26 protein-coding genes and 1 CRISPR repeat array are annotated in these 24157 nt (G+C 41.4%); of the genes, 18 read left to right on the forward strand and 8 right to left on the reverse strand.

Features of this window, described 5'->3' with window-relative positions:
• Positions 1–105 precede the first annotated feature (105 nt).
• From H6G76_RS29100 to H6G76_RS29135, 8 genes are all read left to right on the forward strand, one after another.
• The gene (locus H6G76_RS29100; protein WP_397333990.1) at positions 106–852 is read left to right on the forward strand and encodes a DevR family CRISPR-associated autoregulator; all 747 of its coding nucleotides are present in this window, start codon (positions 106–108) and stop codon (positions 850–852) included.
• Positions 833–1615 carry a hypothetical protein gene (locus tag H6G76_RS29105; RefSeq protein ID WP_242056561.1) on the forward strand — a complete coding sequence of 261 codons (783 nt, stop codon included), beginning with the start codon at positions 833–835 and terminating at the stop codon, positions 1613–1615. The genes H6G76_RS29100 and H6G76_RS29105 overlap by 20 nt, the downstream gene beginning before the upstream one ends.
• Positions 1593–2642 carry a CRISPR system precrRNA processing endoribonuclease RAMP protein Cas6 gene (gene cas6 / locus H6G76_RS29110; protein ID WP_190708848.1) on the forward strand — a complete coding sequence of 350 codons (1050 nt, stop codon included), beginning with the start codon at positions 1593–1595 and terminating at the stop codon, positions 2640–2642. Before H6G76_RS29105 ends, cas6 (H6G76_RS29110) begins: the two co-directional genes overlap by 23 nt.
• A gap of 21 nt (positions 2643–2663) precedes the next feature.
• Complete coding sequence (gene cas4, locus H6G76_RS29115) at positions 2664–3263, forward strand: CRISPR-associated protein Cas4 (protein WP_190708850.1); 600 nt, start codon at positions 2664–2666, stop codon at positions 3261–3263.
• A gap of 54 nt (positions 3264–3317) precedes the next feature.
• Positions 3318–4295, forward strand: coding sequence for a type I-D CRISPR-associated endonuclease Cas1d (gene cas1d, locus H6G76_RS29120; RefSeq protein ID WP_190708853.1), 978 nt, complete (start codon positions 3318–3320; stop codon positions 4293–4295).
• Positions 4292–4585 carry a CRISPR-associated endonuclease Cas2 gene (cas2, locus tag H6G76_RS29125; RefSeq protein ID WP_190708854.1) on the forward strand — a complete coding sequence of 98 codons (294 nt, stop codon included), beginning with the start codon at positions 4292–4294 and terminating at the stop codon, positions 4583–4585. Before cas1d ends, cas2 begins: the two co-directional genes overlap by 4 nt.
• 220 nt (positions 4586–4805) lie before the next feature.
• Positions 4806–6689: a CRISPR direct-repeat array (repeat unit 37 nt; unit sequence GTTTCCAAACCTCATTACCCCTCACGGGGACTGAAAC).
• A gap of 139 nt (positions 6690–6828) precedes the next feature.
• Positions 6829–7995 carry a CRISPR-associated endoribonuclease Cas6 gene (cas6, locus tag H6G76_RS29130; RefSeq protein WP_190708856.1) on the forward strand — a complete coding sequence of 389 codons (1167 nt, stop codon included), beginning with the start codon at positions 6829–6831 and terminating at the stop codon, positions 7993–7995.
• 134 nt (positions 7996–8129) lie between these two features.
• The gene (locus H6G76_RS29135) at positions 8130–8618 is read left to right on the forward strand and encodes a GNAT family N-acetyltransferase (RefSeq protein WP_190708858.1); all 489 of its coding nucleotides are present in this window, start codon (positions 8130–8132) and stop codon (positions 8616–8618) included.
• A 46-nt stretch (positions 8619–8664) separates the two neighbouring features.
• Here H6G76_RS29135 and H6G76_RS29140 read toward each other — a convergent pair whose 3' ends face one another.
• Positions 8665–9273, reverse strand: a complete 609-nt coding sequence (locus H6G76_RS29140) for a peroxiredoxin-like family protein (protein ID WP_190708860.1) — start codon at positions 9271–9273, stop codon at positions 8665–8667.
• A 193-nt stretch (positions 9274–9466) separates the two neighbouring features.
• Here H6G76_RS29140 and H6G76_RS29145 point away from each other — a divergent pair, with 193 nt between their 5' ends.
• Positions 9467–9964, forward strand: a complete 498-nt coding sequence (locus tag H6G76_RS29145; RefSeq protein WP_190708862.1) for a GNAT family N-acetyltransferase — start codon at positions 9467–9469, stop codon at positions 9962–9964.
• A 105-nt stretch (positions 9965–10069) separates the two neighbouring features.
• Positions 10070–11188 carry a hypothetical protein gene (locus tag H6G76_RS29150; RefSeq protein WP_190708864.1) on the forward strand — a complete coding sequence of 373 codons (1119 nt, stop codon included), beginning with the start codon at positions 10070–10072 and terminating at the stop codon, positions 11186–11188.
• Between the two features lie 96 nt (positions 11189–11284).
• Here the strand turns inward: H6G76_RS29150 and H6G76_RS29155 are convergent, their stop codons facing one another.
• The 4 genes from H6G76_RS29155 to H6G76_RS29170 all read right to left on the reverse strand — a co-directional run bounded on the left by H6G76_RS29155 (position 11285) and on the right by H6G76_RS29170 (position 14186).
• Entirely contained in the window at positions 11285–11482 is a 198-nt protein-coding gene (locus H6G76_RS29155; RefSeq protein WP_190708866.1) for a DUF2811 domain-containing protein, read from the reverse strand.
• A gap of 516 nt (positions 11483–11998) precedes the next feature.
• Positions 11999–12448 (reverse strand): hypothetical protein, encoded by a 450-nt coding sequence (locus H6G76_RS29160; RefSeq protein ID WP_190708920.1) that lies wholly within the window; start codon positions 12446–12448, stop codon positions 11999–12001.
• A gap of 127 nt (positions 12449–12575) precedes the next feature.
• Positions 12576–12956, reverse strand: a complete 381-nt coding sequence (locus H6G76_RS29165; RefSeq protein WP_190708868.1) for a hypothetical protein — start codon at positions 12954–12956, stop codon at positions 12576–12578.
• A 279-nt stretch (positions 12957–13235) separates the two neighbouring features.
• Positions 13236–14186, reverse strand: a complete 951-nt coding sequence (locus H6G76_RS29170; protein WP_190708870.1) for an aldo/keto reductase family protein — start codon at positions 14184–14186, stop codon at positions 13236–13238.
• A gap of 233 nt (positions 14187–14419) precedes the next feature.
• On the opposite strand from H6G76_RS29170, the gene H6G76_RS29175 reads away from it, so the two are divergent.
• A complete protein-coding gene (locus H6G76_RS29175; protein ID WP_190708872.1) occupies positions 14420–14728 on the forward strand; it encodes an HNH endonuclease in 309 nt (102 codons plus the stop codon).
• A 62-nt stretch (positions 14729–14790) separates the two neighbouring features.
• Here H6G76_RS29175 and H6G76_RS29180 read toward each other — a convergent pair whose 3' ends face one another.
• Positions 14791–15156: an ester cyclase gene (locus H6G76_RS29180; protein WP_190708874.1), complete on the reverse strand. Its 366-nt coding sequence runs from the start codon at positions 15154–15156 to the stop codon at positions 14791–14793.
• Between the two features lie 177 nt (positions 15157–15333).
• Here H6G76_RS29180 and H6G76_RS37360 point away from each other — a divergent pair, with 177 nt between their 5' ends.
• The 5 genes from H6G76_RS37360 to H6G76_RS29200 all read left to right on the forward strand — a co-directional run bounded on the left by H6G76_RS37360 (position 15334) and on the right by H6G76_RS29200 (position 21439).
• Positions 15334–15594 (forward strand): hypothetical protein, encoded by a 261-nt coding sequence (locus H6G76_RS37360; RefSeq protein ID WP_242056562.1) that lies wholly within the window; start codon positions 15334–15336, stop codon positions 15592–15594.
• Between the two features lie 381 nt (positions 15595–15975).
• Positions 15976–18195 (forward strand): AAA family ATPase, encoded by a 2220-nt coding sequence (locus H6G76_RS29185; protein ID WP_190708876.1) that lies wholly within the window; start codon positions 15976–15978, stop codon positions 18193–18195.
• Between the two features lie 276 nt (positions 18196–18471).
• Positions 18472–19260: an AAA family ATPase gene (locus tag H6G76_RS29190; RefSeq protein WP_190708878.1), complete on the forward strand. Its 789-nt coding sequence runs from the start codon at positions 18472–18474 to the stop codon at positions 19258–19260.
• A 9-nt stretch (positions 19261–19269) separates the two neighbouring features.
• Positions 19270–20394: a ParB/RepB/Spo0J family partition protein gene (locus tag H6G76_RS29195; RefSeq protein WP_190708880.1), complete on the forward strand. Its 1125-nt coding sequence runs from the start codon at positions 19270–19272 to the stop codon at positions 20392–20394.
• A 529-nt stretch (positions 20395–20923) separates the two neighbouring features.
• On the forward strand, positions 20924–21439 hold the full coding sequence (locus tag H6G76_RS29200) for a hypothetical protein (protein WP_190708882.1): 516 nt from the start codon (positions 20924–20926) through the stop codon (positions 21437–21439).
• 12 nt (positions 21440–21451) lie between these two features.
• Here H6G76_RS29200 and H6G76_RS29205 read toward each other — a convergent pair whose 3' ends face one another.
• Positions 21452–21592 (reverse strand): hypothetical protein, encoded by a 141-nt coding sequence (locus tag H6G76_RS29205; protein WP_190708884.1) that lies wholly within the window; start codon positions 21590–21592, stop codon positions 21452–21454.
• Between the two features lie 223 nt (positions 21593–21815).
• Between H6G76_RS29205 and H6G76_RS29210 the strand changes: the two genes are divergently transcribed.
• Together H6G76_RS29210 and H6G76_RS29215 are read left to right on the forward strand one after the other, a co-directional pair.
• A complete protein-coding gene (locus H6G76_RS29210) occupies positions 21816–22757 on the forward strand; it encodes a ParM/StbA family protein (RefSeq protein WP_190708886.1) in 942 nt (313 codons plus the stop codon).
• A gap of 21 nt (positions 22758–22778) precedes the next feature.
• Entirely contained in the window at positions 22779–23084 is a 306-nt protein-coding gene (locus H6G76_RS29215; RefSeq protein ID WP_190708888.1) for a hypothetical protein, read from the forward strand.
• Positions 23085–23313: 229 nt separating this feature from the next.
• Here H6G76_RS29215 and H6G76_RS29220 read toward each other — a convergent pair whose 3' ends face one another.
• Entirely contained in the window at positions 23314–24156 is an 843-nt protein-coding gene (locus H6G76_RS29220) for an SWIM zinc finger family protein (protein ID WP_190708890.1), read from the reverse strand.
• Position 24157: the final 1 nt, after the last annotated feature.

Consider the following 24157-nt stretch of genomic DNA (forward strand, 5'->3'; position numbering starts at 1 on the left):
TATTGACATTAAGTCCTAATAAGCGTCCTTTCTACCAACAAGGTCAAAGAGCTATGAGACTTATTCTGTCTGCATTCTAGCCCTTTTTGTAGCCCCTTAAGGGCAATTCAAGACGAACTAGCACTATCCCAAGGTGGTCAGCAATTTCATCCTGACCGCATTGGTTATGATTTAGAAAAAGGATTGCCAATTTTTACAGATGCCGACACTGATTTAGCTGCCAAAACCCATCAAGTTATTCAACGCTGTAGCATGAGTGATTTAGAAGGATTCATGGTCACAGTCAAAGGCGGACAAACTCTAAAAAGAGAGTCTGTAATTGAATTTGGTGCAGTTGTTGGTTTACCAACTCTCGTCAAAACTCAAAGTTACTTCCATGCTAAGTACGGTACGGATAACCCAACGCCATACAATGTACAACTTAGTTCTGGTTTGTATGCAACTGTCTTGAACATTGAAGCGTTTCGCATTGGTTACAATCCCCATACTTTCAACTACAGCATTAATGCAACAGAACGCAAAAAACGTTTAGATGCTTTACTCAAAAGTGTTTTGTATACTTACCTCCAACCCAACGGAGCAAAACGCAATACTAACTTACCTCACCCAGACCATTTTGAAGGTGTAATTGCCGTTAGTACCCGCCGTTGTCCTGCACCGATGATTAGTGCTTTGGAATCAAGTTACAGCCATCAGATTCATAGTTTGGCTGATACGTTAAACAGTATTAATGGTGCAGATACAATACTTTGCTTTGATTTCGATAATATTGCTCAGTTTGCTGCACAAATTGAATCTTTAATCCAGAGAGCGCAACCTTGGGAGAGTGACAATGCCGAAGCGATTGAATAAATCAAATACTCCTAAACCAGAATTGCCAGTAAATGCCAAGCAATGGCTAACTGTTACCTATCAACCAGTTAGTCTGTTCTCCCTCAAGCGTTCGGATGCTACTAGTATGGCGGCTCGGTCTAACCTTGTGCCTACTCCTTATGCTATCAAAATGGCCCTGCTAAAGGTTCTGCTGGAAAGTCAAGGAGGGCAACATCAAAGTGACTTTGAGCAGTGGATGAAAAGCCAATTTATCTGGATTCGAGACTTAAGAATTTATGTTTGGCCACCTGAAAGACTGGCGGTGAATCGCAATGGCTACAAACTTCGTTATTACGACCAAACGGCTGATAAAGCCGATAAAACTCGTTCTACTTTACCTATGCAAGATGGTTTTGTGTTTCGGGAATGGGTTTATATGCAAGGTCATTTGCAAATTTGTTGTGGCCCTAGCGTGAAGCGAAACTATCCCGAAGGGACTCGCTTGCCACAATTAGAGCAACTGTTTTCTTTAATTAACTACTTTGGTAAACGGGGTTGCTTTTTTCAATACCTGCCACAATACAGCCAACAAACTCTTGAGCCACTGTTTCAACACAATTCCACTTTTGGCTTTACAGTTCAGCCAATGGATGACCTGGGCGATAAAACTACTTTTAACCGCATCAATCCCTATTCCACAGATAAAGCACAACTAGATAAAGACCGAGTAATTAAACCTGGATTTCTCCCCGTGCAACTTATATCTAGCAGCGCCCGTTATGACATTTACCAAAGATATTGAAACTAATTTGACCGGGTTAAAGTTAGTTCTCAAACGCACACAAACAGTAACTAACCTGACACCATTAATCTCCTGGTTGCCCCAAACGCAACCTACACCAGCCTGGATTGGGCTAAAAACTCATGCAGGTGTCTCTAAAATTATGCCTGTGATGCCGGATTTGAGTTGGTACCCGAAGCTGATGGAACTCATTTGTGGGCGTATAGCTCATAGTAACTACGTCGAATGGCAGCAACAAGCCTATGAAATGGTAGGAGTTGAAACCGATACTGATACTCTACACGTGATTCAAATTTCTCTTGTTGCTGCTGCACCATTACCATCAACATTAGGAAGAGCTATTCATGCTCAATGTTTTCAATGGTTTGCTAATACAGATCCTACCTTAGCTCAACATTTACATCAGCAAGAAAACGTACCTTTTACCTTGGGAATAAAATATTTATCGTCAAAAAAAATACAGCTAAGAATTACTCTGCTCAAGCAAGAACTTTTAGCACCTTTACTTTGGGGATTACATAATAACTTGGGAGGTGAAATCACTCTCTCCGGTGTTCGGTGTCGATTAAACGAATGGATAGACATTTCTCAAGCTAGTAGTTTTACAAAATTGTTGGAAATGCCATGTAAAAACACTATCAAACTACAATTTTTGTCTCCGACTAGCTTTAAGCAAGGTGGTGCAATACAGCCTTTCCCATTACCAGATTTAGTTTTTAATGGACTGCTGCGGCGTTGGAATCACTTTGCTCCAGCCAAATTAAAATTTCCGGAAATTAAGTGGAACAGTTTTGTGTCTGCTTTTGAACTAAAAACCCATGCTTTAAAACTAGAAGGTGGTGCTGAAATCGGGTCTGAAGGTTGGGTAATGTACCGTTTCTCGGATTCTGAGCTTGCAAAAATTGCGACAGTTTTAGCTCATTTCGCCCATTTTGCCGGAGTAGGACGGAAAACGGCGATGGGTATGGGACAAACTCGTGTAATTGAAAAATTGGAAATGAATCAGGGCAATCAATTGATTAATTAAATAGCTTTTGACTAACAACTTATGAATGAAGATTATTTGCCCCTGGCGTATCTTAACGCTTGGGAATATTGCCCACGCAGATTTTATTTAGAATACGTGCTGGGTGAGATGGAAGATAACGAACACATCATTTTGGGTCGCCACATACACCGCAACATCAATGAAGAAACAACATTTCAAGAGGGTGAAACACTGATTCATCAACAACAATGGGTCTGGAGTGATCGCTTGAAAGTTGCCGGAATTATTGATGCCGTGGAAGAATGCGACGGTCAACTTGTGCCAGTGGAATATAAAAAGGGCAAGATGGCACAGCATCTTAATGACCATTTTCAACTTTGTGCAGCTGCCTTATGTTTAGAAGAACGTACAGGGCGCAGTATTACTTATGGCGATATTTTCTACCATGCTAATCGCCGCAGGCAGACAGTAGCATTTTCGCCCCAGTTAAGAAAAATGACCGAGCAAGCAATCGCTCTTGCTCAACTTGCTGCTACTAAGGCTATGCCATCTCCAACTGACCATCCTAAAAAATGCCTTTCATGCAGCCTCCAAGGAATTTGTCTACCTGTTGAAGTTAAGCAATTACAGAACTTACAAGTTGCTGAAACTGATGATTGAATCAGTGTAACTTCGTTAACAACTTTTATTCACTACTAATTACACACTTTTGATATGTCAGTGCTTTACGTTACCCAAGCTGATGCTGTTTTAAGCAAGAACTATGAAGCTTTTAATGTGGCTTTGAAGCAGGAAGATGGCTCTTGGAAAAAACAAAGTATTCCTGCACAAACTGTAGAACAAGTAGTCCTTATGGGCAATCCTCAAGTTACAGGCGATGCGCTTGTTTATGCTTTAGAGCTAGGAATGCCTGTTCATTATCTTTCTCACTTTGGTAAATATTTGGGTTCAGCACTCCCTGGTTATTCTCGTAACGGACAATTGCGACTGGCACAGTATCAACTGTATAACGATCCTGTAAGGCGTTTAGAATTAGTCAAAGCAATTGTGGTAGCTAAAATTCATAACCAGTATCATGTTTTATACCGCCATAACGAGCGGGATAATCCTCTTAAAGAACGCAAAAGCCAAGTTAAAAACCAGAAATCCATAGACCAAGTAAGGGGGATCGAAGGTTTAGCTGCACGAGAATATTTTGCTTGTTGGCCACGTATGGTTGGCAAACAATGGACTTTTAATGGCAGAAATCGCCGCCCACCTACCGATCCAGTAAATTCATTGCTCAGTTTTGCTTATGGTTTATTGCGTGTTCAGGTAACGGCTGCGGTTCATGTTGCTGGTTTAGATCCTTATATTGGATACCTGCATGAAGTTCATCATGGTCAGCCCTCAATGGTACTGGATTTAATGGAAGAGTTTCGCGCTTTGATTGCTGACAATGTGGTATTGACAGTATTGCATAAACGCGAAATCCAACCACAAGACTTCTTGGAGAGTTTGGGAGCATATCGCTTAAAAGAAGCTGCCCGAAAATCTTTTTTGCAAGCATTTGAGCGCAAGATGAATGACGAATTCAAACATCCTGTCTTTGAATACAGATGTACTTATCGTCGGGCAATAGAACTGCAAGCGCGCTTGCTCAGTCGGCATTTGCAAGAAGGTCTTCCCTATAAAGCTCTGGCTTTGCGATGACCACGCTGTTCTATCTAATTATTTATGATTTACCAGACAATAAAGCAGCTAACAAACGTCGTACTCGTCTGCATAAAATGTTGTCTGGTTATGGCAAATGGACGCAATACAGTGTGTTTGAATGCTTTCTGACATCTGTACAATTTGCTACACTACAGACAAAAATAGAAAAACTAATCAAGCCAGAAGAAGATGCTGTCCGAATATACGTGCTTGATGCTGGTGCAGTGAGAAGAACCATCACCTATGGTTCGGAAATTCCTCGACAAGAGCAAACAATCGTCTTATGATGAATGTATCGACTTGATGTTTGACAAGTCAAAGCGGGGTCAAAAACCCTGGAGATTCGTCAAAATCGCCAGAACCTTGACAGCATAATAGTTACAGCGTTTCATAAAAGGGAGAAGTTGCAAATTAATTGCAATAAGGACGGCTGAAAATGACCAGAATTTTCGATCCGTCAAATCGCTCCCCAGGAAGCTTGCTCTGGTTAAGTTTCAGCACCGAGCCGTTTCCAAACCTCATTACCCCTCACGGGGACTGAAACTTTAACTAAAATAGCTAATCTTTCATCTTCCATAAAGTTTCCAAACCTCATTACCCCTCACGGGGACTGAAACACGTACCTGCTCCGTGTTACTCGAATGCTCTTGTTCTGCGTTTCCAAACCTCATTACCCCTCACGGGGACTGAAACTTCACCTATAGCTGATGAACAAATATTAGATTGTTTCTGTTTCCAAACCTCATTACCCCTCACGGGGACTGAAACGATTTAGCAACTTATTACCTAAATATACATATGTAGGTTTCCAAACCTCATTACCCCTCACGGGGACTGAAACTCTGACAGTTGAAATACCATCTTAAGCATTCCACAGTTTCCAAACCTCATTACCCCTCACGGGGACTGAAACAAGAATTAAAAAACCTGTCGCCAGAGCAAATGGCAGAGTTTCCAAACCTCATTACCCCTCACGGGGACTGAAACTCTACTAATTTACCAACAGCATCAGTTAGCTTAACTTAGTTTCCAAACCTCATTACCCCTCACGGGGACTGAAACCTAGGTAAAGCGTGGGGATATTAAAATGCCGTTTTATGTTTCCAAACCTCATTACCCCTCACGGGGACTGAAACATTGAACGCTTTTCTAGGGTCAAGCCAGGGAAAGTTTCCAAACCTCATTACCCCTCACGGGGACTGAAACATGACTTGGTTGATTGGAGTTGTTCTTGGAAACTCTGTTGTGTTTCCAAACCTCATTACCCCTCACGGGGACTGAAACTAATATGTGAATGGTGTGCAAACAATAAAGCTTTTTGTTTCCAAACCTCATTACCCCTCACGGGGACTGAAACCCGCCGTCTATAGGGTCGGTTATGGTTTGTACGTTGTTTCCAAACCTCATTACCCCTCACGGGGACTGAAACTCCCTTCACCAAAGTTGAGGCTAATATCCTTGACTGGTTTCCAAACCTCATTACCCCTCACGGGGACTGAAACTAGTATCGCTTCAGACATACTGCCTCGCATGTCGCCCAGTTTCCAAACCTCATTACCCCTCACGGGGACTGAAACATGAATATGCTTATATAGAAAATATTACTGAAGAGGAGTTTCCAAACCTCATTACCCCTCACGGGGACTGAAACTGGCTATTCTGTTAACCACTGGCGGAGCTAGAAGTGCGTTTCCAAACCTCATTACCCCTCACGGGGACTGAAACCAATAGCTTTCACCCAACTGAAGAATTCAGTAATTTCGTTTCCAAACCTCATTACCCCTCACGGGGACTGAAACTCTATTGCGGGACTATCTGTTAATAAACGGAAATCAAGTTTCCAAACCTCATTACCCCTCACGGGGACTGAAACATTGTAATTGTCCCGGAAGTAGCCGATGCTTTTATCTTAGGTTTCCAAACCTCATTACCCCTCACGGGGACTGAAACGCGAGTTAATAGCCCTGGATAGCTAGGAGATTCCGCGTTTCCAAACCTCATTACCCCTCACGGGGACTGAAACTCTACATCTTGGAGGGGAGATACGCAAATCCCCTCCAGTTTCCAAACCTCATTACCCCTCACGGGGACTGAAACTACATTCGGGATGAGTTTGAGAAGCTAGATACTCAAAGTTTCCAAACCTCATTACCCCTCACGGGGACTGAAACTCTAATTTTACTAAAGACGGTAACTACAAAGCAGCACAGTTTCCAAACCTCATTACCCCTCACGGGGACTGAAACGTTGCATAGTGGTGCTGATTTCTTTTGCCGTCATAGTTTCCAAACCTCATTACCCCTCACGGGGACTGAAACCTTCACGAGAAGCATGGCGAAATTGACGTTCATCGTGTTTCCAAACCTCATTACCCCTCACGGGGATTAAAACTATTAGCAATTTTGTAAATCACGAGATGCTAAACTCAGCGATCGCCACAAGAGCATTTACTTCTGCCCATCAGTAATTTTCCCCAAAAGGGGATGATATCACATAAAATATTGAATCATTCTTCGACTCAACCCACACGATGCCCAGAGCAGCCACAGCCCCCAAGCGTAAGCCTAGAGCCAAATCAGCACCGAAAGACTCAGTGCCGACATGGGCAGATGACACCCAATTAGTAGGCTTAGTGTTTGATTTAGAGGCAACGGCAACGGCTTCTCTTTACTCGCAATACACAATTGGACTCCACGCTTGGTTTCTCGACCAAGTACGCCAAGTTGACCCAGACTTATCAGCTTACCTCCACGATGGCGAATCAGAAAAAGCCTTCAGTATCTCCGCACTAGAAGGTCAACTACTCCCTAGCGGCAAGCAACTGAAACTTGTCGCCAACCAAATCTACCACTGGCATATCAACGCGCTATCTCAACGAGTGGCATTGTTCCTCAAGCAGTGGTTAACCAATTTACCAAAAATTATCGACTTGCGAGGGGCATCTCTGCAAATCAAACAGGTGAGTATTGCTCATGCTCCCACCACTTACGCCCAATTACTGCGATCGCCCGTTGAACAATCTGTAGTTGACCTGAGCTTTGTTTCACCAACCAGTTTTCGCCGTAAGGGACATCATTTTCCCCTGCCAGTACCAGAGAATTTGTTCCACAGCTATCTACGGCGGTGGAATGACTTTTCGCAGCAGCCAGTAGAACAAGAGGCTTTTCTGGAGTGGATTGATGAAAACGTCATCATCCATCAGCATCGTTTGGAATCGATGAAGGTGGCAGCAGGAAAACAAGGGTCTGTCACTGGATTCACTGGGGCAATTTCTTTGGGTTTGAGTAAGGCAGCTTTGGCAAATACTGAATTCACCCAGCTATTCTATGCTTTAGTCAGGCTTGCACCTTACTGCGGTACGGGACACAAGACAACCTTCGGCTTAGGACAAACACGTTCTGGTTGGTTGCAAGAGCAAAAGTCAGCTACAGCCGAGCAGTTGGTTGCAGATATGCTGGCTCAAAGGATTGAAGAACTGACCGAGATATTCGCTGCCCAACGAAAACGCAAGGGCGGCGAGCGCACAGATAGGATTGCTGTGACGTGGGCGACTATCCTGGCCCGTCGAGAACATGGGGAGTCTTTGGGGGCGATCGCACAGGATTTGGAAATGAAAACTGAGACGGTGAAAACTTACGTGAAGTTGGCTCGGAAAGCTCTTAAGGGGACGGTTGGGGGAGCTATCGGGAATCAGTAGTAGTTGGCTACAACTTCTGGAGTACGAAACTATACGGTAAACTGTTGACATATTTCCCCTAATTGAATTGCAGAGAGGTTATGACCAAGTATAGTAACGATTTAAGCTAAGACAAATTCTAGCTGGGAGCATTTGTGATTAACCTACGCCCTGCCACCTTAGCTGATTTGGATTTGTTGCGCTACTGGGATGAACAACCTCATGTGATTTCTTCAGATCCTAACGACGACTGGGGTTGGGAGGTAGAACTTGACCGCGCTCCCGAATGGCGAGAGCAACTAATTGCTGAAATTGATGGTCGTGCCATTGGATTTATTCAAATTATCGATCCGGCACAAGAGGATAGCCACTACTGGGGTGATGTTGGGGCAAATCTTCGCGCTATTGATATTTGGATTGGGGAACAAACCGATTTGGGCAAAGGATATGGAAAGCAAATGATGCAGTTAGCGATTAACCGATGTTTTGCTGACCCGCTGGTGACGGCTATACTTGTTGATCCTCTAGCCAGTAATACTCGCGCCCACCGCTTCTATGAACGACTTGGCTTTCAATTTAGCGAGGATCGGCAATTCGGTGATGATGAGTGTTTCGTTTATCGCTTGAGCCGCACAGATTGGTAACATCACCTTGAATGAACAACCTCTGTGCTACGGCTGTGCATCCAATTCAGATTCTCCAAAAGTTCGAGCCAGCTACACAGAGCGATCGCACAAAGAGCAAAGCAGCAGTGTTCAGCAGCAAAGCATGAGCAAGAACAGCAGAGAGCGGCAGCATCTTACGAAAAAAATTTATCCCGAAGCTGTGTATTACTTCTTGCATTAACTTTGGGACTGTATATACAATCCCAAATTGCCTAGCAACAACATTGTTAACATCACTTAAGACCTCAAAGGCAAGGCTGTTCTTTTCTACAGTAGAAAGGGTATTATCTGGTGTTTGAGGTGAAATAGCTACCAAAGATGCCTTTAGTTGTTGAATTTCAGGCAGAGCTTTTTGCAGTGCCAACAACTCTAAATTACAAAATGGACACCATAAGCCTCGATAAAAGCAAATGACAACTGAGGCTTTGGCTTGTAGTTTTTCTAATTCTATAAGTTTTCCCACTGCATTAGGTAGAATGAAATTTGGCGCATAATCGTTTTGTTTAAGAGCTTGTCCGCTAATTTCTAAATTTGCTACTTCTTGAATTGATTGCTGAATGGTTGCTAGTGTTTTTGGGGGCAGACTAGAGGCAGCTTGACTTAACAAATTTTCTAACTCTTGTTTAAAACTCATGCTTGCTTGTGATTAATTAACCAAAACTAGATTTGATACTAACAGCAAATTTTCTCACTAATATACTATATTCTCAATAACCTGTTACTGGGTATTGCTCTTGCTGTAAAGTCAGATATACCGTATTCTGCTAATCTTTTTTTGTCAGAAAAATTCTTGAATTTTAAAATTTTTTCTTTTACGCCAAGATTGTATGTGTTTATCTAATGTTGTGATTGAGCGTGCTAATCCGAAAGATGTTGATGGCATTCTGGAGTTAGCACAAGCTAATGAAGTAGAACATGGTGGGATGCTAGTAGGTCATCTTGAACGTGAAGCGGTTAGTAAGACTATTTCTCAAATGCCCAGTATTGTTGCTCGCAAAGATAGTCAAGTTGTCGGATTTTTACTGAGTTGGTCAAAGTCATCAATACAGATACCGTTGATTACGACAATGTTACAAGCCTACCCAGGCAAGGAAGACGCTTACTTATACGGCCCCATCTGTGTGGAAGAAACAATGCGCGGACAAGGTATTGCTGCGTCAATGTTTGCTAAGTTGAAAAATTTTCTCCCTCAAAAGCAAGGAATATTATTTATCAAAGCCAATAATGAACCATCTCTTCGCGCTCATCGAAAGATGGGGATGAGTCAGATGGTAGAGTTTACATATGATGACACTAGGTTTTTCGTGTTTGCCTATGATGGCTAAATATTAATCCAGGAAGTTTAGCTGGTTTCTTAGTTGTTGTAGTTCTACGCACTGCCGCTAAACCAATTGTGACAAACTGTGATATTTTCTAATATCAAAAAAACAATGAGCGAATATCAATATTACGAATTTCAAGCACTAGACAAACCCTTAACTGCATTAGAACAAACATATATTAGTAGTTTTTCAAGCCGTGTACAGCTAACATCGAGAAGTGCAATTTTTATTTATAGCTTTGGTGATTTTCGTGGCGAACCAAAGGAACTTCTAGATAAATGCTTTGATATCATGCTATACATGGCGAATTGGGGAACTAGACAATTAGTATTTCGCCTGCCAAAATCGTTAGTTAACCCATCAATTTTTCAGCCTTACTGTCTTGCTGACCAAATTAGTGTAACTACGACATCAAATTCTGTAATTTTAGATATAAATATTGATGATGAAGAATACAGAGATTGGATAGAGGGTGAAGGATGGTTAACCAAGTTAGCACAAATTCGGGATGACATTTTACAAGGAGATTTGAGAGCTTTATATCTTGCGTGGTTAAAAGCGACCTTAATCTTAATAGATGAAGAGTCGGAAGATTTTCTTGAACCACCTGTGCCTGCAATGTTAAAAAAACTACCTGCCCATCTTGAAACTTTTATCGAATTTTTTGATATCGACCAGGATCTGATTGCAAGTGCAGCAGAGCTAAGTGTTTCTCAAAAATCTGAAGTTGAACCATTAGAAGACTGGATTTATGCTTTATCACTCCAGGAAAAGAATGAATTTCTACTCAAAGTAGTTCAGGGCGATCCTAATGTGAGGCTTCATCTGCTCAATAGACTAAGAGAACTATTTAAAAGTCCAGAAAATGCTAGTAGTGTTAATATTCACAGACGCACTTTTTCAGAATTAGTAAAAATTTCTCAACAGCAAGCCCAACGCCGTCATGAACAGGAATTACTGGCGGCACAACAGATAAAAAAGCGTAAATTAGAAGCACTAGCTCTCAAAGAAGAATCTGTATGGTTAGAGGTATATAGATTAATCGAGCTTAAGCAAGCTAAACAGTATGAACAAGCAGTCGCATATCTAGTTGATTTGCGAGATTTGGCTGAATATCAAGATAAATTAGATGAGTTTAAAGTTTGTATTCAAAAGATACAGAAAGATTACAGTAGCCGTTCTGGTTTACTATCTCGGCTCAAAAAAGCTGGATTATTCAAACTTTGAAAATGAAATAGTCCTCGCAGTAACTAATCAACAAGTCAATGCTTTTTAACACGCCTGTAGATATTACGCTTCCCTTGTAAGTACCATTATTTTGATTTAATGACGACGGAACAAAGTCTCTAGATAAACTTGTGCCACTCGGCGGTCGCCCTGGGCATTTTGTAGCAGAAACAGCGAGACTGCTGCCGTCAATACGCGGTTCTCATCCCAATCAGGATGCTGCTGTAAGTAGTCTTTGAGACACTCATGTAGCGGTGCAGGAATTTCGGTGAGGATGTTAACTGTTGCGTTCATACGGTGAGGACGGGAGCAAGTAATCAAGCAGGACAACTAGCTTTGAGTGGCGCAGCTAAAGGCTGTTGCCGAATATGCTTCAACTACTGAACCAAGTTTATACAGTTAGTTATTGCAGCTTACAGAACTATAGAAGCTAGTCGAATTATTGTGCCGCCAGAAGGGGTGGGTTTGTCAATGCTGCGAAATGTTAAGTACAAGTACAGAAAAAATCAATATTTACGACAGTATTAGGGTTTGAAATATATTTTCGTTACTCTACTTAATAAAAACTCAGTGTCTAAGTTTTTCTAAAGCCGGGAAATAATATCCCCAGCCATGTAACCAAAGGCTATGAGTCTGTCGATTGTCTGTGGAGAAACTGAAAGTACCTGTGGAAAAGCTGTGAAATGGGTACGGAAAAGTTCGGCTAATGATAAGAATTGCAAAATATTCTAGACTTAGGAAGAATTAACAAGGTGCGATCGCTTCTTTTGTCACAGGCAATTGAAGCAGTGGTATCCCAGATGTGTACGCTCAACTACTGGCATATTTGAGAAGCCTTTCCCATTCCCAACGCCATGCTGTCTCGACTGTGATTTCTTTGCCGTTAGTGAACTTGATGAATTCTGTACCATCATCATAGAAAACATCAGCTACCATTCGATTTCGGACATCGTAACCCCAGATTTTTTCGGCTGTCTTCCACCACCTTTGTCCTGGCGATTCTAACATTGGTAGCTCTAAATACTCATCACGCCAGACCATCGGCTTCCATTGTTCTTGCAATGCCCTAACTAAAATCCGGTTAGGAAACATTTCTTTGTTATTTTCATGCAGCCACAGCATATAACCAATAGCACTTCGGAGTGCATCTTCTAACCCATAAGTACAAGCTTCCAGGGCATTTTGGACTTCTTCAAGAGAGAAATTAACGCCCAAAGTGACTAATGCTCGTTCGTAGATTTTGAATATTTCGTACTCAATCGAGTCTTTTTCCCAGAATCACACACCCCTTACACCTCCTGTCAACTAACGCCTCTCAACTGTTTTTGGGTTCTTCTACCTTAATTATGAATACTTAAGACGGCTTTTTCTTCTATTTCGGTTATGGTTATGTTTTTTTTGAAGTGGTTAACAGAGTTTCTTTCTCCAGACGAGTTTGCAAATCCACAATCAGATTATCGCCATTTCTTCGTGCTTCCCATGAACCAGAATAACGGGAACCAATATTCCACTTCCCCTGCATATAATCTTCGTTTTGGGAGATTGTGCCTGTGTATGTAACTGGTGCATATGAGGTTACTAAATAACGCTTTATAAAGCTGATACTACGCCCGATTACATCACCATTAACTGTTGCTTCTCCTAAATAGTTATCATCTAGGATAGAACCTGTAAAAGCATTTCCACTTTGCACAAAAGCTGCTTCAAATCGTGTTGGCATTTCATCTTGCCAATAGGTTCCTAGCCAATTACCGCTTACGTCTGCCATAAGATTCTCAGTAATTGTTGTTTCTTTGATTTATACATGACTAAAGTAGAGTTTATCCTAGATATTTCAATTTTTCAAAGAACGAACTGGAATGTTCACTACTCAATTGCTTTCTACCTAAAAAATTAAAACTGCTCTGATTATCCTCCAGAGCAGTTTTAAACAAAGAAGAATTTGGATGGGAGTTTTCCAGTTCTATCTTTTGTCTACTAAATTTGTGCTAGTTATGGCATACATTTCTAGTACTCTTGTTGAGGTAAGGCAACAAAAAGCTTTTTCTTATCTTTGAACAACGGATTCTAGTATCTGGTCAATTGCTGTCAGTACATTTGCATCTAGCTTTACGCCTGATGCTGCTGCATTATCAACCACTTGTTCTGGACGGCTAGCACCAATAATTGCTGAGGATACACGCTCATCTTGTAATACCCAAGCCAGAGCTAATTGTGCCATACTCAACCCCAAATCTTGAGCAATCGGTTTGAGTTGTTGCACTGCTGTTAGCGTACGTTCGTTAAATAATTCATCCAGCAAAAACGAATTCATCTTTTCATTAGCTGCACGAGAATCTTGCGGCGGGGCTTGTCCTGGCTGATATTTACCTGTAAGTACACCTTGTGCTAAAGGCGACCAAACAATCTGACCGATACCATGAGCGGCACACAATGGAAACACCTGGGCTTCTGGTTTACGCCACAGCATAGAATACTGTGGCTGGCTAGAAACAAAGCGTTCGACATCAGCCATCTCTAGTGCTGCTTGGATTTGCTCTGGTTGCCATTCGCTAAAGCCAATGTAACGAGCTTTTCCTTGGCGCACTACCTCTGTAAGTGCTGCCATTGTTTCTTCCAAGGGTGTATTTGAATCGTAGCGATGGCATTGATACAGGTCAACGTAATCGGTATTCAATCGCTTTAAAGAAGCATCAATTTGTTTTCTAATCTGGGCTGCTGACAGTCCTCGGTCAGTGGCTGACATCGGAAAGAAAACTTTTGTTGCTAGGACGTAGTCAGAGCGTTCAATCCCTTGCAGTACTTCGCCTAAAAAAGATTCTGCCCCTCCCTGAGCGTAGACATTTGCTGTGTCAATAAAGTTGATTCCGACATCAAAAGCTTTGTGTATGCAAGCCTGTGCATTTTGTTGCTCTACTCCTCCCCCATAAGTCAGCCAGGAACCAAGACTGATTTCAGAAACGCGCAATTCGCTGTTTCCTAATTGCCTGTATCTCATGGTTATTTCGCGTTTGGTTGCTGAAACCATCTTGCTTGTTCTCCCAGAAGCGATCTTGAACGTATTTACCAACTTTGTCTCAAGCGACTAGAGCTTTCCTCATTCAAATTGCAGATATTTTGTCTATCTAAATACTTTTAGGCGAAACCTCTGTCGAATTAAGCTAGTTTTGCGGTAAGCTTTTTTGATTAATCAATGATTTACCAGTCTCATCAGTAACTCAAAACATTGTTATGAGCCAGGGTATCTACTCACCTAACTGGAAAGAAATTGCTACAGCACTGAAAGCTGCTTGTAATTGGTGTTGTAGTCGGTGCGGTCGCTTATGCTTGCGTCCCGAAGAAAAAGCACCTCATTTAACCCTTTCCCAACGTAAAGCCTACACGTTGCAAGTACATCATTGGAACTGCGACCCAACTGACAATCGCATCGAAAACTTGGTCTGTTTGTGCAGTGGCTGTCATCTTCATTATCACCGTTTTGGACGAGGTAATGTTTCTCCTGGGCAATTATCTTTGTTTGACGAACGAAAGGTTGGTTGATAGCCGGCTACTCATCTGGTGGTTGAATACGCGCCCCAAGTTGAAGTATTCGTCCCAAGTCATCAGCATTTCGCCAAGTTTCGACGATTTTTCCATCCACAATCTGATGAATAAATGTGGCTGTAAAAGTCTGTTGTTTTCCTTGCGCCGGAATGCCAAAAAAAACTTTCTTGGGTACAGGTATTCGTTGCACGCACTACAACTTTATCACTTTGGGCAATTACATCTTCAATTGTCCACTGCTGCTTGATATTTCCAAATGAGCTAAATAACTGACGTACTCCATCTGGCCCTTGCGCCAGCTGTGGTGGGCCGCCATGCAGTTTCCATGTTGGAGCGGTCATCGCACAAATATCTTCAACTTTATGCTCACTAATTAGTTCAAACCAGCGTCGAGCTATGATTTTATTATTCTCAATCTCAGACATGGTTACTCCTGCTGAAAAAAGCTAAAAACTCATTCAAATCTCTGCTTCGATTGTAATTAACTAGACAATTTTTCTGCTAAAACTTGATTATCTGTGTCTAATCAAACATAGCTTTGGACATAGTAAAAAGCGCAAACTTATACTTATTATTTAAATAGAGAAAATCTTCCTTATCTAATGCCCAGCAAAGAAATTCAAGTTAAAGAGTACACAGTCCGAGCGCACAAACGTCAGATACACACGCGCGTATTCAACTTCGTCTGTAAGCAGTGCGATCTTTCAACAAGCAGAGAGACTTATGGCCCTCGCCCTTTATATTGTGAAACCTGTCGTCCTCCAGGGCCACCTAAGAAATCTAAAGTGACTGCACCTGCTAAGAAGGGCAAGCCCAGAGCTAAGACTTATAAGAGCGATGTAGATTTTCAAAAGTCTTCGTGAGCGATCGCTAGTTCTATAGGATCAACAAAATGCTTCTGGCCAATTACTCACCAGAAGCATTGAATGTAATTTGCTTAGGACGATTTGAACCGTTGATAGTACAATTGTACTATATAAAGCAGAGTCTGTCTATACCTGATTGGTTGAACTAGTTGTCAATCAAAGAGCAGGTCGTATTTTAGTAGAAATCAGATTTAAGAAGTGCAAAACGCCTAATTTTGCGTAACTAGTAGTGCTTCACTTTGAAATTGAAAAGTATTTGATGAATTGAGATCTGCGTCATGATGCGTCAAAGCTTCAGGCTAAACATTGCGGTTGCGTTAAAATTAGCACAGAGGGATAGTGGCAATTTATTGGCTAAAGATGATTAGCAAGTAAGAAATGGACTTGTTTGACCAACATCTCAAAAAAATCGAAGAAACTCTTGCACCACTAGCGGCACGGATGCGTCCTTTGACACTAGATGAATTTGTTGGTCAAGATCATATTATTGGACCTGGTAGGCTATTACGACGTGCCATTAGTTTAGACCAACTATCGTCAGTAATTTTCTACGGGCCACCAGGGACAGGAAAAACGACACTAGCACGAGTGATAGCGAATACAACGAGTGCTCATTTTATTGCTATCAACGCAGTATTGTCAGGAGTTAAAGAAATTCGTGCTGCCATAGAAACGGCGCAACAACAGCGAAAAATGTACTCTTCACGGACGATTCTGTTTGTAGATGAGGTTCATCGTTTTAACAAATCCCAGCAAGATGCACTGTTGCCTTGGGTAGAGAACGGAACCGTAATTTTAATTGGTGCTACTACAGAAAATCCGTATTTTGAAGTCAATAAAGCATTAGTCAGCCGTTCGCGGATTTTTCAATTAAAGCAGTTAAACGACCAAGATTTGTACAAAATTGTTCAACAAACACTAACTGACAGCGAACGTGGCTATGGAAAGTTAGCAGTAGAAATTGAGGATAAAGCTTTAGAACACTTGGTAAATGTTGCCAATGGTGATGCACGTTCGTTACTGAACGCTTTGGAATTAGCGGTAGAGACAACGCCAGCTGACGCACAAGGAATCATAAATATTAGTTTGGCAGTAGCAGAAGAGTCAATTCAACAACGTGCAGTTTTGTATGACAAAGAGGGAGATGTTCACTTTGATACAATAAGCGCGTTTATCAAAAGTTTGCGTGGTTCTGACCCGGATGCTGCCTTATACTGGTTGGCAAAAATGGTGTATGCCGGAGAAGATCCCAGATTTATATTTCGTCGAATGCTAATTTTGGCAAGTGAAGATGTAGGTTTAGCTGACCCAAACGCAATTGTCGTTATCAATGGTTGTAATGAAGCTTTTGATAGAGTGGGAATGCCGGAAGGACGTTATCATTTGGCACAAGCGGCACTATATTTAGCAACTGCACCGAAGTCAAATAGCGTCATGGGCTTTTTTGATGCACTAGCAGCAGTTGAGAGAGAAAAAGAAAAAGAAGTACCTAATCATTTGAGGGATGCGAATCGGGATAAGAAAGGGTTCGGACATGGGCAAGGTTATCTTTACCCTCATGCTTACCGAGATCATTGGGTAGCACAACAATATTTACCAGCCAGCCTGCAAGGGCAAGTATTCTACCAACCATCAACCGAAGGTCAAGAAAAGGAAATTAACACCCAAGTCTTGCGCCGCCGTGAAGCCCAACTAGCTGCCTTGATGGAAGGTAGTGCTGTTGCACCACTAGAAATATTAACTTATGGAAGTAGCGACAAAGCTAGCGAGCGTTGGTTGCAGCGAACACTTTCGCTTTTAGGTACACATTTAGCAAGTGTTCGAGAACGGATTTTTGATTTAGCCCAATTGCAACGGCATCATTTAGTGTTAGATATCAATGCTGGCACAGGTTTACTGACTTGGGAAGCGATTCGGCAAGTACCAGAAGGCGGAGTATATGCTTGTGTTCGCACTCCTAGAGATGCTAATGCGCTACAGGAGCAAGCAGCAGCACTACCCCAACTGATGCGTCCGGTCATTTTGAATGCACTAATCTCTCAACTGTCTGCGGTGTTGGCCCAAGAAGCACCAACTGTGCAATTTGATTGCATCATGGGACGAAATGCCTTGATGTCCGAACCTGACAAATTGCTTGCAGCCCAAACCTTAGCCCAACTAATACCGCCAGGAGGAAAACTGGTAGTGGCTGAGACTGTACCACGTTACACTCAAAGGTTATACCGCTTACTTCCAGCAAACGTATTGGATGAAAAGTTGTATGAGCGATTAGTTGATGCAGAAGAAGCAATCTACATTAATCAATCCGACCCTATGCTCAACTGGGATGCTGATGACTTACGTGATGCTTTTGCTTCAACCGGGCTAACAGTAGATATGGTAGTTGAACCTCATTCAACGCCAATGCACATCAGTAGTGCTTTTTTGGAGCGTTTGTTTGCCACTAATGGTAATCGACCAAGTTATGCACAACGTCTGGGAGAAAAACTTAGCGTAGAAGAATTAGTAACGCTCAAAGCAGTTTTTACCCAGTACTTGCTAAACCAGACAATTGATTGGCAAAGTGCGATCGCTTTCTTTAAGGCTTACAAGGTTTAATTTATCATTTTTGGCAGGAAGACCCAATGCAGAACGAAGTGAGCGACTTGGAATGAGAGTCTGGCAAGAAGCTCTTAGTGAAGTTTGATTGGAACTAAGCGATTTCACTCTAAAATTGTCGTATTTTAAAATTCTACATTTCAATTAATGTGGAGAGTGATATTTGCTAAAGCTTAAAATCAGTCAAATAAAGAATGTATGATATTTGCCTAAAGACATGAGCGTTAAGGCAATTGTTGTAAATCAATACAATAGTTATGTATAGCGAGGTTTTAGGTGAAACAGGTAGTTATTGCAGTTTTGGCAAATGCTGGTGGTGTTGGTAAAAGTACTTTGTCTGTACATCTAGCTTATGAAGTTAGTAAGCGTAAGCGCAGGGTAGCTTTGCTAGATTTAGACCCGCAGCGATCGCTTGATGTCTTTTGTGGTTTAGAAGCAGCCCAAGCAGAAAACACAATGGCTAAGGTTTTAGCAAAGGATTTTAAGGGGGACTGGGTTTTAGTATCAGCATGGGATGAAGCAAGAATAGAAGTTTGCCAAGGACATCCATCACTGGCTGATACAGCCAATGATTTAGTAATTCGTAAACGAGGAGAATATACCTTAGCGGATAGACTGCACAAATACCCTTTAACCCATGATTTGGTAATTATAGATTGTCCAGCTACCCTGGGGATGCTTAACGTCAATGCCTTAGCAGCAGCCACTCATATTTTAGTACCAATACAGCTTGAAATGAAGGCGATATCAGGTTCTGCGGAGTTAATTGAATGGTGTATTAATACATCGGAAGAACTACAGCTAGATCCTAAACCACCTATATTGGGGTTTGTTCCCAGTATGTATGATGAAGCAGTAGCAATGCACAGACAGTACTACTCCCAACTGCCAGCAATTGCAGAACAATTAAATGTTAAATTATATCCAAAAATCCGTAGTTCTAACGAGTTTAAAAATGCCAGCGCACACGGGCTACCTTTACATAAATACAGAAATAAGCATCCAGCTTGTAAAGATTTTAAGCAAATTGCAGATGATGTGGTTGAATTAATCAAAAGTAAGTGAGGAGATTCAATGGCGAAAACTTTACCACAAATAGGTGAAAAATTTAAAGGGGCAATTCAAAAAAATGAACAAGAAAGAAAAATTGCTGAACTACAAACAGAGGTAGAACAGCTTAGAATCAATCAAGCCCCTGAACTTGAAGCAGAGTTACAGATGTTGCGAGAACAACTGCGAAATCATTCAGGGGAAGTAGAAATTGCTCTTGAATTAATAGATCCTAATCCGAACCAACCCAGACAAACCATTACTGTAGAATCTATTCAAGCAAAAGCACGACTACTAAAAAAACACGGGCAGATTACACCCATCATTCTTGTAGCCCAAGAAAATGGTCGTTACATATTGTTAGATGGACAATTGCGTACTGAGGGGGCAAAGCTATTAGGATGGAAATTTATTCGGGCTGTTATAGTGCCGATGCCTAAAGATTTGACTCAATCATCGTTAATTACTTTTCTTGGTTTTGAAGATTTAAATCCATTAGATAAAGCTGAAGCTATTATTCAAGAACTAAATAAAGCAACTGATCTGAGTTTAGAAGAAATTTCTACAGCACTAGCAACCGTGCTTAAACGTATAGAACGTGATAGCAAGAGTAAAGAGTTGACAAAATTAGTTGCTTTAGATGTAGATCAACAAAAGTTAGGATTAGAAAGTCTAAATGTAATAGGTGAAGAACAAAGTTTGTTTTTAATATTACTAGAGTTGGGCTTAAACCCTGCTTCAGTAAAGTCTAACCTGATGCCAATGCTTTCCTTACCAGAAGACTTAAAAAATGCAGTTCGTCATAAGGGGTTGAAAGGGGCGCACGCTTTAGCTCTCTCAACATTATCTGCAAAAGCTCTAAATACAGATGAAGGAAAGGCTTTAAAAGAACGTACTAAAATTACCGAAAAAGTTTTATTAGAAAATCTGACAGTACCAGAAACGCGGGAACTTATTAAGCAAGTTAAAGCTAAATACTTAACACAAACAAAATCAGAATCCAAAGAAGTCAAATCTATAATCCAAAAAATCAGTAGTTTATCAGAAACATCATTAATTTATGCCAGTACTGAGCAACTTCAAGAACTAAAAACACTTTTGCAAAAAAAATTAGTTGAAATAGAGAACCTAAGCCAGCACCAAGCTTAAAAGCGTAAATCTCAAGTGATGGCTCGTCTAGCGGATGAAGAAACGCGCCAACAACTTTTAGAGTAAGCGTCTGCTGATATTACAACAGAGCGATACTCAGAGCATCAGCCTGTCTCTAATCCTGATGAACTAACACAGCAACGAAATGAAGTGGCGATCGCTCTCCCTAGCTATTAACCCAAAGAAGCAGTCTAAACCTCTGAAGCCATCAAAACCCCAAACCCAAAAGTCAGAGTTAAGAGAGCGGTTTCAACACCTCAAGTTTTAGACTATAACAAAGTAGTAAGATGAGTAACTTTTGAATGTTGGCATTGTCAAGAGGGAATAATTAGCGAGTTTAGGGGAGAGGCAATAATGGGAGAGTACAAAGGAAAACCTTCCATCACTCCGGTGAACGTGGGATGCCCTAAGTGTGCTAAAACTTTCATCAAGTCGAGTACGGGAGAGGTGCTATCGACAACAGCGATATCTTCACCTTGAAAGTATTGATGGTATAGGTATCAATTCAGAATTATTAGAAAGAAATCTAATGCCAAAATTGTCCTGTTTAACTGCACCGTTAATTGTACTAACAGTGTTGACCTTGGCAAGTTGCAGCACCACTAGTATTGAGCAGTACGAAGCGACAGCACTTACCAGTTATACATGGCAAGTGAAGTATGCCAATAACTTAACTAATGCACCGCAGCCGAGAATTGAAAGCTTTGCTACTGCATCAGTGCTGAATCGAAATGGATTAAAACCAACAGGAGCAGTTGTTGGCCCAGATGACCAGTGTTTATGGTGGCCGACTTTACCACCACGCCCAAGTATTGATGAGGTAGAACAACGCAAAAAATCTCAAGAAGAGGCAGGCAAACCAGAACTACAGAAAACGGTGAAATACCAAATTACTTATGGTGTGGGTGAGCAACAGAAAACGCTACCCACTAACTATGATGTTTATCGACAGGTAGTAAAAGCTTCCCCTTCCCGCATTCCTCTAGAATTAACTTTCGGATTAAATGATGACTCGGTAGAAAAGGCTGAACCAGTTAGTAAATAGTCGTTTAACAAACTAGCCCAGAAGCGATTCTCCTTGTCTGGTAAAGAGATTTAAGCCTTCCAGTAAAAATTCGCCATTTTCTGCATAGGGCGATGGCTGCGCCAACGTCATTAGCGAAGCGGTAGCGAGTTTACGAGCGTCAGACGAACGCACTTCAATTCAAAATCCAAAATTGTTTGCTGCCAAAATCGATTTTTTAAAAATTACTAAAAATAAGTAAACCTTGTAAAACTACAAATGGGTGTCAAATGGGGGTCATATGACCCCTAAAAACTCCCAGAAAGTCATGGGGGCTAAATAGAGGTCATATGGGTACTAAATAACCCCTATTTGGGGTATGCTCAAAAAGTCCTGATTTTATGACGTAATTTACCCAATGGCGAACATCCACGCACTACAAAAAATTTTTCCCGCAGGCTTTGACAATGGCTATGGAAGTTTGAAGCTGTTAGTCGATGGCTTTGATGTTGTCAGAGTACCCAGCTACATTTCCACAGCAGACATGGAAGATGTTCCAGGGAGAGTAGAATTTAATGGAATAGCATACACAGTTGGAGAATCGGCATTCCGTGCCGGAGATCATTTTGAACGCAACACCGATAGTAATGAGAATAAGATAAAGAATGCCCTGACGACTTTGCTGGGAGCATTAGCACATTTGCCACACCGCAAAGCATGGCATTTGAAGTTAGTCGTCAGCTTACACGATGTTGCTCTGGCAAAAAACTTAACGCAAGTACTCAATGGAGAATACCTTGCTGTCCTTGCTGGCAAACCCTCAGAGATTAAAGTAGAAGTCCTGAAAGTAGTTCCAGAGGGTATGGGAGCTTTGTTTGGACAAGCATTACCCAAAAAACTAACAGTTTTAGATTTTGGCAATGGCACAACACTGTATTCTCGATACACCCAAGGAAAAAGAGAACTGCACACTCCTTACCCAGTAGGTGTAGAAGTCCTCATTGATGAGATTGCCCAAAAAATGAAACATCTCAATGGGGGTAAAGTAGGGGACGCATCGAAGGTGCGATTTTGCTTAGAAATGGGACATACCAGATATAGCCGGGACATAGATATCAAAGATGTCTACATGGGTTGTTTCAAAGATTGGTATGAGAAGTACTTGAAAAAAGTAGTAGGTATGGCACTGGATGCTAAACATCAAGGCGATGAAATCTGGGCGATTGGTGGGGGCTGCCTATTGCCAGGATTTAAAAAGCTGCTAGAGAAAAATGGCTTCAAAGTCCTGGACAATCCGGTAGAAGCAAATGCTGCGGGATTGCTAGAAATGGCCAAAGCAATGGTGAACAAGAATTCTTAAGAAAACCAGTAAGAAAAAGCAATGTTTAATAATCAGGATGAAGCCCCAGAAAAAGTACGGATCAGAAATAATTACCGTGAACGGATACTGGCTGAGGCGAAAGAATTAGATAAAAGCTATCTGGAGACGGTTCATTTCATCATTGATTGCTACTTTGCATTCAAAAAAGGAGTGTTGAAAGTACAGCAACCAATGTCTTATACATCCGGTTTCAATGGAATAGATCTTAATTCGGGAGCATCCCAAGCCTCTGTTAGCCGTGTATCGACCTACGCTGAACAAGAGGATTCAGGTGATGAAACATTTTCGCTAGACTTTGATTTGTGAGTCTGAATTAGCCTATTGTAGTGAGAACAAGATTGCCGCCCAGTTAGTTAAACCAGTGAACAGTGAACAGTGAACAGTGAATAGTGAACAGTTATCAAGGCGTATGGTGGGGGATTTAAACCCGCCACCAACGCCGACCAGCAATTGGTGTAGTGTTTCGCCAACGATAAAAACTCACTCTTGACTGGTAACTGATAACTGATAACTGATAACTGATAACTGATAACTGTTAAATCAAGTTTTGATTTTTAGTTTTGACACGTTGATAAAGCTCCTCCATAGTTTCGATAAAGGAACTATCTTTTTGCCAGAAAGCAGGGAAGTCCCCTTCCTTCTTAATTAAAATTGCGGGAATGCCACTATCATTAGACGCTTCAATAGTTGAGGGCAATCGCTTACTACCTAACCAAAACTCTCGAAGATGCGGTTTTTGATTAACAGCCCGCTTTTCTATTTTTGTATAGAAAGATTCACTCTCTTGTATACTAACCTCTTCGGGCTGCGAAAGGGAGGTTGATAGTGCTTTGCCCAAGGGAGAAGCCGCTAATTTCGCTTGCAGTTCTGTTTTAGAGAGTCCACGCAATTCAAATAATAGAAATGGATTGGCATCTAGTTGAGAAGCTACCAGATAATAGACACCAGCAATATGCTTACAGGGATTAGCATAATCTGGGCAAGAACATTTAGTTTTAAAGTCTTTGCTACTATGAGGTAATAAATGTAATCCTATTTGGGCAAAAATTTCTTCAATATTTTCGGGAACTTCATTGAGCAGTAATCGAGAAACAATACTAGCTTTAGAAGCAATCTTGGGAATAGCTTCATTCCAGCGTGCCTTAGTAATAGGTGTAATTTCAATGACTATGTTATACGTTGGTTCTTTATAAACTCCAAAGTAAGGATTAATAGAGCCTTTAACTTTAGCAGTGATTTGATTAAGTTCAATATCAAAACTTTTGACTTTACCACCACGAGCATAAGAACGTCCGCGTTGAAGTCGGTTATCGTCGGTAAAAGCTTCTAAGGCTTGAATAAAACGCTCACCCCACCAAGTGCGACTAAATTTAGCCATA

The sequence above is a fragment of the Nostoc sp. FACHB-152 genome (assembly GCF_014697475.1).
GTDB lineage: Bacteria > Cyanobacteriota > Cyanobacteriia > Cyanobacteriales > Nostocaceae > Nostoc_B.